This window comes from Nostoc sp. DedSLP03 (assembly GCF_034530815.1).
Classification (GTDB): domain Bacteria; phylum Cyanobacteriota; class Cyanobacteriia; order Cyanobacteriales; family Nostocaceae; genus Nostoc.
This window is the reverse complement of record NZ_JAVRCK010000139.1, coordinates 1-15907: the sequence shown is the minus strand read 5'-3', so window position 1 is coordinate 15907 and position 15907 is coordinate 1. Positions and strand designations below refer to the sequence as shown.

The following is a 15907-nucleotide window of genomic DNA, read 5'->3' as shown; positions in this document are numbered from 1 at the left end:
CAAACACATAGAGCCGGAAAATCTAGTGTTTCTCGACGAGATGGGAGTATTGTTAGGGTTGACACGCTCTCATGCTAGAAGCCCGTTAGGACAAAGAGTATATGACAAAAAACCCTTTTATCGTGGGTCAAAAGTCACAGTTATCGGTGCAATCAGTCTGAACAAAGTCTTGGCGGTCATCACCTTAAATGGGTCGATGGGTGGCAATGCTTTTGAGGTATTCATTGAAAAATGTTTACTTCCTGTGTTGTGGCCAGGCGCAGTCGTGGTTATGGATAATCTTCCGGCTCACAAAGTAGCTTCGATTGAGGGGTTGATTCAATCAAAGGGTGCTAGTGTTCAGTATCTTGCACCATATTCACCTGATTTTAATCCTATTGAGAATTGGTGGTCACAACTTAAAGCTTTTTTGCGTCAATTTTCTCCAACTACCACAACAATGGTCGATATTTTAATCGCTACTGCACTTAATTTGGTCAATCCCAAACATATAAAAAATTGGTTTATTCACTGCTGTTACTGTACTTCATAAACTTGCAATCTGCTGTATGAGTAACAATGAATGTACACATATAGCAGTGCTACGTCTGTGCAAGCGTTCTAAATATCGCATAATTAATTTCAGTAGATGCCTCATTACTAAAGTATTTGACCAGATTCTCAAAGAAAGCGGTTATTAAAGAGGGGAAGCAGGAGAAGTTCTTTCTTTCTTTCATGTTTAACGATCGCCCACTATGTACTGGGCTTAATATGCTCAGATTGTATTACAAAAAAATGAGGTAAAAAAATGGATCTTTTTTATTGAACGAGTTACATTTATTAATCATTAGATTATCAACACTTGAAAAAATCAACTTTTTGTGATTTTTCAGAGTCGCTATTAATAATTTATCTTTTAGATAATGGAATCGTGGCTCAGTATTTTTTACTTTTCCAGTAAACATATTGGATAACTAGACTAAATTTAATTGTTAATTGGATTTTATAAAATGCAAAAATCAATAATAAAAGAATGTAATTCCTTTAAAGGATATGCTAATGATACTTTAAGTAATTGATTTGTGACAGATGATGATGTTATTATTAAAGGGTAGGTTGATTTTGGGTTTATTATCTCCAAGAATTAACTTGTAATGTATCATAGGCCAGAATTCATCAGTGTTGCAAATTGATTAGACCTTTTGCACAAATTACAAATTAATAAACCCACCTCACAAAGCGTAGCTTTGTCTACCTTCCCCAAAAGCGGGAAGGAAATTAAATGATGGGGTGTTAAGTACTTTTGCAAGATATCTATGATTAGCAGTGTGAAATGGCTGTGGGTCTGAATATCTAGACTTGATACCAATAAATTGATGAGGTTACAGAGGAGCAAATAACCATGAGCAACTTAACATCTCCACATACCGAAGTTCAAAAAACGAAGAAAAAAAGTTTAACCGCAGATAAAAAGCCTCGATCTACAGATGATATTGTGCGTAGTTATCTGCAAGAGATCGGACGTGTAGATTTGTTGACTCGCGAACAAGAGGTTATTTTTGCCCAACAAGTGCAGCAGATGATGAATTTATTAGCTGCTAAGGATGAATTGGCTGTCAAATTAAACCACGAACCCACGCTACAAGAATGGGCAGATCGGGTGGAGTTAACTGTGGAGGTGCTAGAGCAACAGCTAAATTTAGGACACCAGGCCAAGCAGAAAATGATTCAGGCTAATCTCCGGTTAGTGGTAGCTGTGGCAAAGAAATACCAGCATCGCAACTTGGAATTTATGGATTTAATTCAAGAAGGTACTTTAGGTTTAGAGCGAGGGGTAGATAAATTTGATCCCGCCCTTGGTTACAAGTTTTCTACTTATGCTTACTGGTGGATTCGTCAAGGAATTACACGGGCGATCGCTCAACAAGGACGTACAATTCGTTTACCTATCCACGTCTTTGAGAAACTGAACAAAATTAAACGGGTGCAGCGAGAATTATCTCAACAGTTAGGTCGCGTTCCTACTACTGGTGAAATTGCCACTGCCTTATCTTTGACAGCTAGCCAAGTTCGAGAGTGTTTGTACTTAGCTCGTCAACCCTTCTCTTTAGAGGCGAGAGTTGGCGAACAACAAGATACAGAATTGCAAGACATACTGGAGGATGATGGTCCTTCTCCTGAAGATTATGCCGTTGAAGAATCTCTTCACCAAGACTTACAAGACTTATTGGCAAAGCTGTCTCCACAGCAGCGAGAAATATTAACCCTGCGCTTTGGTCTAACGGATGGGTATGAACTTTCTTTAGCACAAATTGGCGATCGCATGGGTATTAGTCGAGAACGGGTGCGTCAGATAGAACAAAAAGCTCTTAGTCTCCTCCGGCGCCAAAAAGAACAAGTACGTAGTTATCTAGCTAGCTGAGGTTATTTTTTCAGAATTTAGGGCATTTAAATTCAGGAAGTCACCATCATAACTGTGTAAAATTCAGTCATTATGAGCGAAAATAAACTTAGATAATCTCTCTTAATGATTTGATATGAGCATATCAAAGACAGTGCAACAGTTGCAAGTGCAATGGGTGACTCCTGAAAACTTTCGGCCTTATGGACAGGTTATTTTTGCAAGTCTTGATGGGAAAACTTACGACGGGGAAGATGCCCAGTTAAACCTGCAAAACGGGATTCCACGATTTTATCTTATGCGGTTGGAGAAAATAGGACGAAAGTTTCACAAAATTACTCGCCATGTGCAATGCACTCAATGTCTGGGTTCTTTGGAAGGGAAGGATTGGTTAATTGCAGTTTGTCCTCCTCATAATGATGTGAATGAACCAGCATTAGAAGATATTGCTGCTTTCCGCATTCCGGGAAATTGTTTTATCAAGCTACATGAGGGTACTTGGCACGCTGGTCCCCATGTTGACCATGAAGCTGTGGATTTTTATAATTTGGAACTAGCTGATACAAATATGGTCGATCATTTCACCCATGATTTTCTCAAGAGTCATCAATTAGAGTTTGAGATGGTTTAAGTAAAATTAGGTTGAGTTGATATATACAAGCCATTTTCTTGAATCAGTTTAACCATTTCAATCTACTTTCTACTAAAGGAAAGATTAATTCAAGTATTACGTCAGTTTGGTTATGATGTACGGATGTGTAATTTTAGCCTAGTAATTGTATCCCAGTAGAATAGTTGCGTAGAACTTTCCACTGCTTTTGAAATTTTTCTTAAACATTCATTTTATGTCTTCTTCCAATTCTCAATCTTCTGACAAAAGCTTTGTCTACCGTGAATTTGGCAACGACAACTCCGCCGCCACAGAAAGACCAATTCCAGAACTACCCCCACAACAACAAAACCTGAAAGTACAAGCTTCCCGCAAAGGACGCAAAGGCAAAACCGTCACAGTGGTTAGCGGTTTTCAAGCCAAACCGGAAACCTTAGCAGATTTGGCGAAGCAGTTGAAAACTCAGTGTGGGACAGGTGGGACACTTAAAGACAACGAAATTGAAATTCAGGGCGAACACAAACAGAAAATTCTTGATATTTTAACCAAGCTAGGTTACAAAGCCAAAATTAGCGGTGGCTAATCTTGAGTGCGGTTTACCGTATAGAAACCGCAATCTAGATTAAGAGAGAGAATGTTATCTTTGAGAGGTACAAATATGCTTGAATAGTGGTGAATCAGTTTGCCAACAAGCTGTCTTTTCTGAGATAAACAGGAGGTTTAAATGGATTTAGTTCGGATTCTGTGCGCCATTTTCGTGCCGCCTTTGGGAGTTTTTTTACAAGTAGGTTTTGGTATAGACTTTTGGATTAATATACTTTTGACGCTTTTTGGTTACATTCCTGGAATTATTCATGCAGTGTGGATAATTGCGAAGAAATAATTTTTTGTTGGAGTAGGTTAAGCGTATCCATCTCGGTGTTACTAATTCTGATAGAGGCAATTCATGAATTGCCTCTATAAATAATATTATAAACTAACTGTTCTGTATTCGTAATATCAAGTTTGCTTAATACTTCTAATGTTTGTAGGTTCTTTTGAGAAAGAAAACTGAATATTTGATGTTTGTTCATGTTCCGTTTCACTGGCATTTAATCTAACTTATATTGCTATATTTTATTATCAGTAATCACCCGATATTAACATTACTTTAATAAACAAAAAACTCTAAAAATAATATTTTATTTTTAAAATATAGGTAAACACTGCCAATAAAACTCGATATTTAAATAAGAGTTTTAAAAACACTATTTATCAACTTTATAATGCACGCTTTGGTATGGCTGAAAATACCAAATTAACTCTCATTTTTTAACATGGCATAAAGTCTAAACTCTAGAAGCAAGGGGCAGATGTGCAATTGCCATTGCACAGTTGAAACGTTTAAATCTTTGATTAACCCAGTGCGTATATCTAGTACCCAACCGTGAATCATAGGTGCTTTTCGCTCATAGAGTACCTGACGCATGATGGAAGTTTGGTAAAGATTTTTCACTTGTGCAACAACATTGATTTCTGCCAAGCGATTTAGACGTTCTTCTCTTGTTGGCAAAGCATCAATTTCTTCTTGTTTGTCTAAATACAGTTCCCGAATCGGATTTACCCAGTTATCAAGAATTCCGATCGTTCTCCCTTCTAAAGCTGCCTTAATTCCTCCGCAATCGTAGTGACCACAAACAATAATGTGTTCCACTTTCAGGTGTAAAATTGCGTATTCTAAAACGGCTAAAAAGTTTATATCCGTTAGAGAAACTTGATTGGCAATATTACGATGTACAAATAACTCTCCTGGTTCTGTACGGGTAAATTTTGTTAATGCCAGACGACTATCAGAACACCCAATGTATAGAAAAGGTGGTGTTTGTCCGTTAGATAATTCTTGAAAGTAAGTTGGATCTAGAGCTAGCTTTTCGGTAACCCAAGCTTGATTATTTCTGAGGAGTTCATCAATGCTGTTGTATTTCATCTTTCGTCAAATTCGAGAGAAAATCTCATCAATATTTTATTTTAACCGATCTTCAGTTTTGTCTAAATCAAGATGAACTTTCTCTGAACTAAAATCTGATAAAGATGACAATCTTTTTCAATCGGGGGCAACAACTTTGCTATCGTTATGATGGTTGATTGACCAACGGTGATCGATAGTTACAGAGGAAAACTCGCAAATTTCTTCTAGTCGTTTTTGCTGTACAGCAGCTTTACGGAGAGTAATAATTAGCTGATTCACCTGATGTCGTAAATCCGGGTTATCATTGACTGCTAACATAGTTTGTCTTTCTAAGAGTTGAAGTATAAGTTCATAGTGAATAGGCGAAGGTAGAGGAATTTGCTCCATGAAGTTAACTTTTGATTTCATATTTGGGATTTTGTATTAGTCACTGTTTATTTCTTGTTAATAAATTGTTACATAATAAATAACTAGTTGCTTATGGCTTTGGTTTGATTAGCAATGAAGATTTGGCAAAGATATTGATGATATTTGATAGCAAAGTGCTGCGTGTATACGGATAGTATGCCCAATTGCTCAACTATTATGTGCAGTTGCCCTGCGCCTTTTAGGGCAGGTGGGGTATTTATTTTAAAAATTCCTCGGTAATATACGAGCGATCGCAGCGCCGGGATCTGCTTGTTTTACCAAAGATTCTCCAATGAGTACAGCAGATGCGCCTGCTGTCAGCACTAAACTCAAATCTTCTGGGTTGTGTAGTCCTGACTCGCTGACAATAAGGATATTTTTCTCTTGCAATTGTCTACCTCTTGCAGCCAAAAGTTGGCAAGTAGTTTGCAGATCGACAGAGAAATCTTCCAAATTGCGATTATTGATTCCGATCAGGGAGACTCCATCTAAGGCTAACACACGGTCAAGTTCTGCCAAGCTATGGACTTCAATCAATACTGCCATTTTCAGGTTGTTAGCAATTTTCAGGAAGTATTGCAAATCTCGATCGCTCAGGATAGCTGCAATCAACAAAATAGCATCTGCACCCTGAACCCGTGCTAAGTACATCTGGTAAGGATAGATGACAAACTCTTTACACAGTAGGGGCAAATCTACGGCAGCCCGGACTTTGGCTAAATTGTCAAAACTACCTTGAAAGAACTTGACATCCGTCAGCACAGAAAGACAACTAGCACCTCCTTGCTGATAAGATAGGGCGATCGCTACTGGGTCAAAATCTGCTCGTAAAACGCCTTTACTCGGTGAAGCTTTTTTAACTTCGGCAATCAATGCTGGCTTTGTCTTACCTTGACGCAAAGCGGCAACAAAATCACGGGTTGGTGGCGCAGAGAGTGCTTGATGTTGCAATTCCCGTAAAGGCAGCCTTTCACGCATTTGGTCAACTTCTACTTCTTTATGCCAGACAATTTCTTCCAAAATATTGTTTGGCGCTGCATCAGGTACGGCAGCCTGATAACGTAATATGGACACGGAAATAGCAGGGTTAGGTGAACGGCGACGGATTTGCATAATTAGTCACTAGTCATTAGTCATTGGTCATTAGTCATTAGTCATTGGTCATTAGTCATTGGTCATTTGTCCTTGTTTTTTGACAAAGGACAAATGACAGAGGACAAAAGACTAAATGGCTCGTTTATAGGCTTCGTCTAGGACTTCCGAGAGTGTCGGGTGGGCGTGAACTAGATGTGCGAGACTTTGGACAGATTGACGGTTGGCGATCGCAGCTGACGCTTCATGAATTAAGTCTGAGGCGTGCAGTCCGAAAATGTGGACGCCTAAGACTTCTCCGGTGTCTTTGCGATATATCACCTTGGCAATACCGTCGGCTTCATTTTCTGCCAACGCTTTGGAATTTCCTTTGAAGTAACTCCTACTGGTGGCAATTTCAAACCCTTCAGCTTGTCCTAACTCCTTAGCTGCTGTTTCAGTTAAGCCTACATAGCTGACCTCTGGGTGGGTAAACGCTGCTGCGGGGATGCTGCGATAGTCTACTATTCTTTCCCTCCCGACTATATTTTCTACCGCGATGATGCCTTGAGCAGAAGCCGCATGGGCTAACATCATCTTCCCATTAGCGTCGCCAATTGCCCACAAATGCGGTATTACTTCACCTGCTGATAGCACTGCCATGCGATCGTCTACTGGAATAAAATTCCGCCGATCGAGTTCCACACCCACAGACTCTAAACCAAGATTTTTGGTCGCTGGGATGCGTCCCGTAGCCACCAAGCAAGCATCTACTTCGATGACATCTATATCTTCCTTGGTTTTGAAATCTGCTAACTCAATTACCACAGGTGAACCGGGGACGACTTTTTTGGCGTATATCCCGACTTTCGTTTCAATATCGCGGGGAGTAATTAGCACCCGTTCGGCAAGTTTGGCAATATCGCGGTCAAATCCTGGCATTAACTGATCTAGGGCTTCAATCAAAGTGATTTCACAACCCAAAGCTGAGTAAATATCAGAAAATTCTAAGCCGATGTAACCACTACCAATAATTGCTACCCACTCTGGTAGCGATTCCAATTTCACACCTTGGTCGCTGGTAAAGACAGTTTTGCCGTCTACTTCAATCCCTGGAGGCACAAAAGGAATTGAACCTGGCGAAAGGATAATGTCTTTGGCTGTAATGGTTTTTTCATCGCAGTCTCCAGTAATAGAGACTTTTTGCGCGCCAGCGATTTTTCCCCAACCTCTGATGATATCGACCCCTAGACGTTTGAGGCTGTTGGTTAAGTCGCCTTGAAGTTTCGAGACAAGATTGGTAGCATGATCGGCGATCGCTTGGCGATCGAATTCTACGCTACCAATTTGAATTCCCAGTGACTTGAGGTGGTGGGCATTGCGTAACTCCCGCACACGTCCAGATGCTGCCAGCAGCGCTTTAGAAGGAATACAGCCCCGATTAACACAGGTTCCTCCCATATCAGCAGCTTCAATAATTGCTGTTTTCAAACCACAACTTACGGCGTGTAAGGCTGCGCCATGTCCGCCTACACCAGCGCCGATAATTACTAAATCGTAATCATATCCTTGACTCACGTTAGTTTCCCCGTCTGCTTCGCCTATTTATTCTCAACTTGACCGACAATCAGCGCAACCCTTTTAACAGTTATCAGTTATCAGTTTTATCGCTGAACTCTAAATCCCTTACCTTACATTACCCTGACTGTTTACTGTTGACTGTTCACTGATTTCAGGTTTGGGTATTGCTAACTCAAATTATGATTCACTCACTTCTGGCGAAAATATGGATATTTTCATTATATGGGTTGGTTTTCCCAGAAAAGCGACAAGAAATTAAGTGAGTATTTGCAGGGTAATGAAGCTGATTACCAGTTATAAGCGACTTAATGAATAGAAATTGCAGTCTTATTGAGAGTATCCACACCTTTTTCTTTACAGCGCGTTAGCGTAACACTAAGCTGGATTTAGGATTGATCCAGAAGATTTACGCAGGCGATCGCTCGATGTCTATTCCCCAAATTAGTGAATTTACTATCCGCCGTCATGCCAACGCCAAATCTTTCCAGCGAGGCGAGGCATATTATAACGCTGGTGCTGTTAATGCCGTGATCCAACGTGGTCATCAGCTTCAGGCAGATGTTGTAGGCACCGAAGCTAGACCTTATCATGTCAGCCTGAATTTCGATAGCAGTGGGTTAACCTCAGTAAAATGCACCTGTGCCTACGACTATGAAGGGTGGTGCAAACACATTGTAGCGACGATGCTCGTTTGTGCGCGTAACTCAGAAAATATTGAGCAGCGCCCCACCCTTGAAGAATTACTAAATCGCCTGAATCATATCGAAACACAAAGGCTGCTGCAAGAGTTGGTAGCAGAATACCCCCCCCTAATTGAGGCGATTGACCGTCATGTAAGTTGGATGACGAATCCTGCTGATAACCAAACAACCCTAAAATTCGTACGCCGGAATACTCTCGATCCGGCTCCCTTTCGGCGGCAAGTACGGCAGATTCTCAAGGATACCGTGCGCTACTTTGAGGAGGGATACGAAGATGACCCGATTGGCGAAGATTTGCTGAGTTTAGTGCAAACTGCGGTAGATTTTAGCGAACGGGGAGAAGGTGAAAATGCGATCGCTATTTTGGAGGCGATTACTTCTACCTGTGTGGAAAATTGGGATGATGTTGCCGAATACGGCGCTGAAAATGATGAAGTTGTTGGGGAATTAAATAATGCTTGGTGTGAAGCAATTCTCAGCACCGAACTTACTCCAGAAGAAAAAGTTGATATTCAAATAAATTTAGAAGCTTGGCAAGATGAGTGGAATGCTGATTTTGGTCTAATTATGGAGGCTTTACGCCAAGGTTGGGATTATCCGCCACTGGTACAAGTTCTCCAAGGTAACATTACTGAAAGGGGAGCTTGGGAAGAAGACGTACCAGATTATGCTGATGATTTGGCATTAATTCGCCTGAAAATTCTCGAACGTCAAGAACGTTATCAAGAATATCTGTATTTAGCAGAAGCGGAAGGGCAAACTCAGCAATATCTGACAATGTTGGGGCGTTTAGGCAGGGTGGAAAAAGCAATTGATGCTGCTCAAACCCAGATGAATTCAATGGAAGAAGCCTTTGCTCTAGCGAAAACACTTAGCGTTCAAGGAGCATTACACCAATCACTAGATATAGCCGAAAGTGGATTAAATTTACCAGGTAATTGTCAGTATGAATTGGGAATTTGGACAAGTGATTTAGCTATTGAGTTGGGTAATAGTAAAGCTGCTTTATTAGCAATCAAGGCGGCTTTTCAAGTGAAGCCCTCCTTGGTGGACTACCAAAGGATGGCAGAATTGGCTGGGGAAAACTGGGTAAGTGTCAAAACAGACCTGCTGAGAATTATCCGTACTTATAATGGTTGGGGAACAGAATCAGCCAAGGTGGATATATTCTTGCATGAAGGGCTAATTGATGATGCAATTGTGATCGCTAGCGAACTAAGTTCTGATCGTTCAGAGTTAATTCATCGAGTCATGGATGCTGCTATTCCTCATAATCCTGGTTGGGTAATTGCTAATGCTCGTCGCCGTGCCGAAAAGATTATGGATGCAGGTAAAGCCGAATACTATTATTACGCCGTTGAATGGTTGAAAAAAGCGCGTAATGCCTACCTGAAATCTGGGAAGAAAGCTGACTGGTTAAGCTATCGGGAAAACTTGATGCAAACTCACGCTCGTAAACGTAAATTGATGGGAATGTTTAAGGAAAGTGGTATGGAGTGAAGAAGGCAGCAAGTAGGAGGTTTCAATGAGCGGTGTAGGCTTATCTTTCAGAGACGCACAATGGAAAGACCTACACTGATTGCGGCACACTCTCATCAGAAATTTGGTATCAGATTTAAACTGTAACCCGCTTTTGTGACTCTCCGGGAGAGTAATCCCTAGAAGCCTCATCAGGCAATCAATACAAGCTATCCTATTAGAAAAAAATGGGTGTTGTATTTGTTATTAGAAAAAAATCGTGTTCACTCTTGGTAGAGAAAAGCTCTAGAATTCAGAAATGGCAAATGTTTTCGGAGAGTGACAGAACAGGGGTAAAAAAAGCACAGAAAGACTACGCGTAGCTTGCTTCCACGTAGTGGTACGGGGAGCCTTTGACTAGATAAATTTTGCCTACTAAGGATTTCGGGCAACGCATAATTAATTGAATTTCACCAGATATCTGATTAATACTTTTAAGTCTGCAATCACCAGATGATTTAGCTTTTAAATTGAGATTTGCTCAAGATATCAACTTTAGCGACAAAAGATGAAGTAAGATTCACATCTGAAGCAGTCCCCGTATAATCCCATAGTTTCTGACAAAAATAGTCCAGTGCGATGATTGATAAATACCCTCAGAATATTATAGTGTCCTGCTTACCGCTGAGTATGCTTCTATTACTTGGCAGTACATCTTTAAGTCCACTGAAAGCTGAGACTGTTGATACTACACAATTACTAACTAGTAATTTCATCCTATCACAACAAATTCCACCACCACAGGATATCCAACCACCTATACCTTCACCACCTCCCTCACCGGAAGTGCCACAGCCACTCCCCCCACCAGCACAACTACTTCCACCCTCTGCCCCAGCTCCTACACCTGATACACCACTCCCTGGCAACTTTCCTCAAACTATTGTTGTTGAACGCTTTGAAGTTGTTGGTAGCACAGTTTTCAGTGCCCAAGAATTAGCCAAAGCCACTGCTGAATTTACCAAACGACCGATCTCACTGACTGAAGTGTATCAAGCACGTTCTAAAATCACCGAGCTATATGTCAAAAATGGTTACATTACTTCTGGTGCTTATATTCCACCTCAAACAATCCAATCCGGTGTTCTCAAAATTCAGGTGGTCGAAGGTAAATTAGAAGATATTCAGGTAACTGGGACTCGGCGGCTGAATCCGAATTATGTCCGCAGCCGACTAGCAATCGCAACATCACCACCTCTGAATCGCCAGCGTCTATTAGAAGCCTTGCAACTTTTGCAACTTAATCCTTTGATTAAAAACGTGACTGCTGAACTCTCGGCAGGATCGCAAACGGGTACAAGTCTTTTGGAAGTTAAAATCCGTGAGGCAAAAACCTTTAGCGGCCAAATAGTTCTTGATAATGGGCGATCGCCTAGTGTTGGCAGTTTCCGCCGCGGATTAAGATTAAATGAAGCTAACTTACTCGGATTGGGAGATGGTCTGAGTGTAGGCTACACCAATACTGATGGTAGCAACTCCTTTGACGCTAGTTACACATTGCCTCTTAATCCCCGCAACGGAACGCTTACCTTCAACTATGGCACTACGTCGAGTAATGTCATTGAGCCTCCTTTCGACACTTTAGATATCGAATCAGCTTCTCGCTACTACGAACTGACATTCCGCCAGCCGATAGTTCAAACTCCTACACAAGAGTTCGCTCTTGGGTTGACAGCCTCCCGGCGCGAAAGTGATATTTCATGGAAACTACAAAAAGAGAGCGAAGGAGGATTTCCCCCTTCTCTACTTTCGCCTGGTGCTGATGAAGAGGGACGCACTAGAGTATCTGCGTTGCGATTTTTTCAAGAATGGACGAGTCGTAACAGCCGGGAAGTCATCGCCCTACGCTCTCAATTCAGTTTGGGCATAGATGTGTTGAATGCCACGGTTAATCAAGATGCTCCTGATAGCCGTTTTTTTGCTTGGCAAGGGCAAGCGCAGTGGGCCCGCCTTTTAGCTCCTGAAACCTTACTATTACTTCGTTTAAATACGCAACTTGCATCTACAACACTTCTGCCTATTGAGCAATTTGGCTTAGGTGGGCAGGATAGCATTCGCGGCTACCGTCAAGATTATCTGCTGACGGATAATGGCACTTTTGTTTCTGCGGAAGTTCAAGTACCGATTCTGCGCTTACCTCAGATAAATAGCATCTTACAGGTTATCCCCTTTGTGGATTTTGGTGTTGGCTGGAACAGTTCTGGTAAAGAGAATCCCGAACGCAATACTTTAGCTGCTGTTGGTCTGGGGTTGCGTTGGGCACAGGGCGATCGCTTCACCGTTCGTCTTGACTGGGGTATTCCTTTGGTATCTGTTAACTCAAATGAGAGAACATTACAAGAAAACGGTCTGTATTTTAGTTTACTTTATAATCCTTTTTAACTGCTGTCTATGTCCACCCTATTAAAAGTTGAGCGTGGACATGGACAGTAGTCAATGATGAAAAAATGATGATTATTTAGGTTTTTATAAAAAAGACCCTGGGTTATGATTCCAGGGTGCATACACGTTTTTCAGGCATTAATAGGTTGAATAATAACTTTGTAAAATAGTTATTTCTACTATCTATAGAATGATACAAAAGTAGGTTTAGTTATTTGAGTCGATCGATACATCTATCGTTGGGAGTATACAAATATTGAAAGAGGCAAGTTATCCGGCAATATTTTGATTGGATTAACCTTAAAATGTTGCTTTAAGTAATCCATATAATTTAAGCTAATTCTATTTTTGCTGGGTGCATCAAAATACATCCAAAATTAAATGTAATTTCTTGGGAGATATCCGCAAAATAATCGGTAGTGAAAGAGAATAACTTAAGTATTTTTAGGTAGTTGCACAGTAAATAAACTACCTTTCCCTACTTCAGAAGCGACGTTGATAGTTCCTGCGTGCCCTTCTATAATGCGATGGGATAGATGTAGTCCTAAGCCACTACCCGAGCGTTTATTTCTGCCTTGGCGAAATCGCTCGAAAATTGTTGCTCGATCTTCTGGCGCAATTCCATATCCTGTATCTTCTACCTCAAGTATTACCGAATCTGGATCTGGATCTCCTGGATTAGATGATGTTTCATAAATGCGGATTGTTATGCCTCCTGTATCTGTAAATTTGATGGCATTTGCAATCAGGTTGTTTAACACTCGCCGCAATTCTAAACGATCGCCCATGATAATAGCAGCGTTTGCACTCAGTGGATCTAATTGACGGGTATCAATTTCTAGAGTTAAGCCTTTTTCATTAGTTAGAGGACTTAGTTCGTTGACTACTTCTTGAGATATTTCACATAAATCGCATTCCTCCCAATTCAACGTTTTTTTACCCGCCTCGAAGCGATAGACTTCTAATAGGGTGTTGACCATTTCCATCAAATTTTGGTTACTGCGAATCATGACTGCGATCGCTTGTTTCATTTCCGGCGAAATTTTGCAGAATGTTTCCATTTCAAACAAATTCAACATCCGATCGGCGGCTACTAGGGGAGTTCGCAAATCATGAGTCAGACGGGAAACAAAATCTTCCCGTTGGCGGGCCATTTTTTGTTGTTCGTCCAGACTGTGCTTGAGACGTAATAGCGATCGCACCCTTGCCAGTAGTTCATCAGTATCAAATGGTTTACGAATAAAATCGTCAGCACCAGCATCCAAACCTTCGACAACGCTGGATTGATGAAAGGCAGTAATTAATAGAATTGGAATATAAGAGATTGCAAGGTTATTCCGAATCCGACGTGTGACTTCATAGCCATCTATCCCCGGCATCATTACATCTAACAGAATCAGATCGGGTGGAGATTGCTCAATTTTACGTAAAGCTTTTATTCCATCTGAAGCCAAATCAATTTCATACCCCTCACTTTCTAAAATTGCTTGAACCAAAATCAGATTATCTTGAGTGTCGTCGACTGCTAAGATCCGATAAATTTTATTATTTTCAACTACAGACATGATTTATAAATTTTTATCAGTTTTTCTGGAAGTAATTTTTAAATTTAGGATATTCTATTGGTGCTTTTCTGGCTTGAGAAGATGACTGATGAGAATTTTGTGCAGGAGAAAAAAAATCATCCTTATCTAACTGTGAAGCTGGAGCATTTGCTGCTACAGTCGGTAATGTAATTTGACGTGGTAATTCAATTTTAAACATTGAACCCACCTCCAATTTACTTTCAAGAAATATTTTACCGCCCATCATTCGCACTAGCGAATCTATAATTGCCAAACCCAGACCTGTACCTGGATATTTGCGAGTGATAGTTTGATCGACTTGCCGAAATGCTTCAAAAATATGTTTAAAATCTTTGGGGGCTATGCCAATACCTGTATCTTGAACGATAATTAATATTCGATTTTCAGGTAGTTCCTTAACCTCAACCCAGATTTCACCAGACTCTGTAAATTTAATGGCGTTGGAAAGCAAGTTAATCAAAATCTGTTTGACACGAACTGGATCGTTAAATATCAAAGGATTTTGCAAATCGGTTTGTACTAACAATGAAAGATTTTTAGCATCAGCTAGGGAACGCATTTCACTGACAACGAGATTGATTACCTTTGATATATCAAATCTTTCTGCCTTGAAATCTAATCCTCCTCCCTCCAGCTTGGAAAAATCGAGAACTTCATTGAGTAGCATCAGTAAATGCTTCCCATTATTCAAAATGCGCTCAACCATATCTGCTTGCTGGTGCGTTAGTTGACCGAACTTAGGACGCAAGAGTATTTGTGAAAAACCAATAATCGCATTCATCGGCGTTCTAAGTTCGTGGGAAATAGTTGCCAAAAAAAGTGATTTTAGACGTGATGCCTCCAATAACTTAAAGTTTTGCAATTGAATCTGTTGCTGTTGTCTCTCCAATTCTTGGTTCTTACAAGTGAGTTGTTCATGAGTTTCTCTAAGGTGCTGGTTTGCCAAATCGACCTGCATTTGTGCTTGATAAATCCGAATCGCACTCCGTAAAACTTGCGACAAATTTTCTGGAGATATTCTAGACTTAGAGAGATAGTCTGTAGCACCAGCTTTCAATAATTCGAGAGTAATTTCTTCATCTCCTTGACCAGTTAAAACTACTAAAGGAACTTTAATTTCTGAAGAACGTAGCTGCTGAATCAAGGTTAGTGCGTCCCGATCTGGTAAACGATAGTCGAGGAAAACACAATCGTAAGTAGTAATGCTTAAGACGGATAATGCTTCTTTAGCATTGCCTACTTCAGACAGTTCTATCTGAACACCTGCTTTAGTTAGAGCAGAACAGATTGCTATCCGGTCTACTTCGTCATCGTTTACAACCAAAATTTTCAGCGTCTCTTCCATCGGTTTTTATTTTCGCCGCCAAACATAGGTTGATGTATAACATTTATCTTTTTAGATTATCCAACTAAAGAATATAAGATTTCCCTTCATATAAAACTTGTAATTTGATTGATTAAGATATTTTGCATAAGATCCACTTTAATACCTGCTTGACATTCATCACATTCTACAACTTTGTTATCCTCCGTTAGTAGTATGTCGCTCGCTCTTTCGAGTCTTTCCTTGGGTAGAATTGAGTCTGTTGTATCTTCAATCTGGTTAATTTACCAGATGCTAACGAAACTTCTAACAAATGACCAATGTCTTGCAAAAAATTAGTAATTAACGTCTAATGTGAATTAAAGAGAATGAGACTGGAAGGTGAGAACATCAATACC

At 40.4% G+C, this 15907-nt stretch carries 13 protein-coding genes; 7 read left to right on the top strand and 6 right to left on the bottom strand.

Annotated elements, in window-relative coordinates; genetic code table 11:
* From RM368_RS36010 to RM368_RS35990, 5 genes are all read left to right on the top strand, one after another.
* On the top strand, window positions 1-532 hold a 532-nt coding region (locus tag RM368_RS36010; protein ID WP_322698492.1), incomplete at its 5' end, for a transposase.
* 849 nt (window positions 533-1381) lie between these two features.
* On the top strand, window positions 1382-2401 hold the full coding sequence (locus RM368_RS36005) for an RpoD/SigA family RNA polymerase sigma factor (protein ID WP_322698491.1): 1020 nt from the start codon (window positions 1382-1384) through the stop codon (window positions 2399-2401).
* 115 nt (window positions 2402-2516) lie between these two features.
* A complete protein-coding gene (locus RM368_RS36000) occupies window positions 2517-3011 on the top strand; it encodes an ureidoglycolate lyase (RefSeq protein WP_322698490.1) in 495 nt (164 codons plus the stop codon).
* 214 nt (window positions 3012-3225) lie between these two features.
* Window positions 3226-3573, top strand: coding sequence for a translation initiation factor (locus RM368_RS35995; RefSeq protein WP_322698489.1), 348 nt, complete (start codon window positions 3226-3228; stop codon window positions 3571-3573).
* A gap of 141 nt (window positions 3574-3714) precedes the next feature.
* Window positions 3715-3873 carry a YqaE/Pmp3 family membrane protein gene (locus RM368_RS35990; protein ID WP_322672109.1) on the top strand — a complete coding sequence of 53 codons (159 nt, stop codon included), beginning with the start codon at window positions 3715-3717 and terminating at the stop codon, window positions 3871-3873.
* A 414-nt stretch (window positions 3874-4287) separates the two neighbouring features.
* Here the strand turns inward: RM368_RS35990 and RM368_RS35985 are convergent, their stop codons facing one another.
* From RM368_RS35985 to lpdA, 4 genes are all read right to left on the bottom strand, one after another.
* Window positions 4288-4956 (bottom strand): carbonic anhydrase, encoded by a 669-nt coding sequence (locus RM368_RS35985; protein ID WP_322698488.1) that lies wholly within the window; start codon window positions 4954-4956, stop codon window positions 4288-4290.
* Window positions 4957-5073: 117 nt separating this feature from the next.
* Entirely contained in the window at window positions 5074-5325 is a 252-nt protein-coding gene (locus RM368_RS35980) for a DUF5340 domain-containing protein (protein WP_069072137.1), read from the bottom strand.
* Window positions 5326-5568: 243 nt separating this feature from the next.
* Window positions 5569-6459, bottom strand: coding sequence for an indole-3-glycerol phosphate synthase TrpC (gene trpC / locus RM368_RS35975; RefSeq protein WP_322698487.1), 891 nt, complete (start codon window positions 6457-6459; stop codon window positions 5569-5571).
* A 111-nt stretch (window positions 6460-6570) separates the two neighbouring features.
* Complete coding sequence (gene lpdA / locus RM368_RS35970) at window positions 6571-7995, bottom strand: dihydrolipoyl dehydrogenase (RefSeq protein ID WP_322698486.1); 1425 nt, start codon at window positions 7993-7995, stop codon at window positions 6571-6573.
* Between the two features lie 428 nt (window positions 7996-8423).
* Between lpdA and RM368_RS35965 the strand changes: the two genes are divergently transcribed.
* Both RM368_RS35965 and RM368_RS35960 read left to right on the top strand, forming a co-directional pair.
* The gene (locus RM368_RS35965; RefSeq protein WP_322698493.1) at window positions 8424-10199 is read left to right on the top strand and encodes an SWIM zinc finger family protein; all 1776 of its coding nucleotides are present in this window, start codon (window positions 8424-8426) and stop codon (window positions 10197-10199) included.
* A gap of 648 nt (window positions 10200-10847) precedes the next feature.
* Window positions 10848-12599, top strand: a complete 1752-nt coding sequence (locus RM368_RS35960; protein WP_416212287.1) for a ShlB/FhaC/HecB family hemolysin secretion/activation protein — start codon at window positions 10848-10850, stop codon at window positions 12597-12599.
* 434 nt (window positions 12600-13033) lie between these two features.
* On the opposite strand, the gene RM368_RS35955 is transcribed toward RM368_RS35960, so the two are convergent.
* Both RM368_RS35955 and RM368_RS35950 read right to left on the bottom strand, forming a co-directional pair.
* On the bottom strand, window positions 13034-14164 hold the full coding sequence (locus RM368_RS35955) for a hybrid sensor histidine kinase/response regulator (RefSeq protein WP_322698484.1): 1131 nt from the start codon (window positions 14162-14164) through the stop codon (window positions 13034-13036).
* A gap of 16 nt (window positions 14165-14180) precedes the next feature.
* A complete protein-coding gene (locus RM368_RS35950; protein WP_322698483.1) occupies window positions 14181-15530 on the bottom strand; it encodes a hybrid sensor histidine kinase/response regulator in 1350 nt (449 codons plus the stop codon).
* Window positions 15531-15907 lie beyond the last annotated feature (377 nt).

What these genes read in the sequence shown, in the direction of transcription:
- RM368_RS36005 (WP_322698491.1), top strand. Translation starts at nt 1,382, where the DNA reads ATGAGCAACTTAACATCTCCACATACCGAAGTTCAAAAAACGAAGAAA.
- RM368_RS36000 (WP_322698490.1), top strand. Translation starts at nt 2,517, where the DNA reads ATGAGCATATCAAAGACAGTGCAACAGTTGCAAGTGCAATGGGTGACT.
- RM368_RS35995 (WP_322698489.1), top strand. Translation starts at nt 3,226, where the DNA reads ATGTCTTCTTCCAATTCTCAATCTTCTGACAAAAGCTTTGTCTACCGT.
- RM368_RS35990 (WP_322672109.1), top strand. Translation starts at nt 3,715, where the DNA reads ATGGATTTAGTTCGGATTCTGTGCGCCATTTTCGTGCCGCCTTTGGGA.
- RM368_RS35985 (WP_322698488.1), bottom strand. Translation starts at nt 4,956, where the DNA reads ATGAAATACAACAGCATTGATGAACTCCTCAGAAATAATCAAGCTTGG.
- RM368_RS35980 (WP_069072137.1), bottom strand. Translation starts at nt 5,325, where the DNA reads ATGGAGCAAATTCCTCTACCTTCGCCTATTCACTATGAACTTATACTT.
- trpC (WP_322698487.1), bottom strand. Translation starts at nt 6,459, where the DNA reads ATGCAAATCCGTCGCCGTTCACCTAACCCTGCTATTTCCGTGTCCATA.
- RM368_RS35965 (WP_322698493.1), top strand. Translation starts at nt 8,424, where the DNA reads ATGTCTATTCCCCAAATTAGTGAATTTACTATCCGCCGTCATGCCAAC.
- RM368_RS35960 (WP_416212287.1), top strand. Translation starts at nt 10,848, where the DNA reads ATGCTTCTATTACTTGGCAGTACATCTTTAAGTCCACTGAAAGCTGAG.
- RM368_RS35955 (WP_322698484.1), bottom strand. Translation starts at nt 14,164, where the DNA reads ATGTCTGTAGTTGAAAATAATAAAATTTATCGGATCTTAGCAGTCGAC.
- RM368_RS35950 (WP_322698483.1), bottom strand. Translation starts at nt 15,530, where the DNA reads ATGGAAGAGACGCTGAAAATTTTGGTTGTAAACGATGACGAAGTAGAC.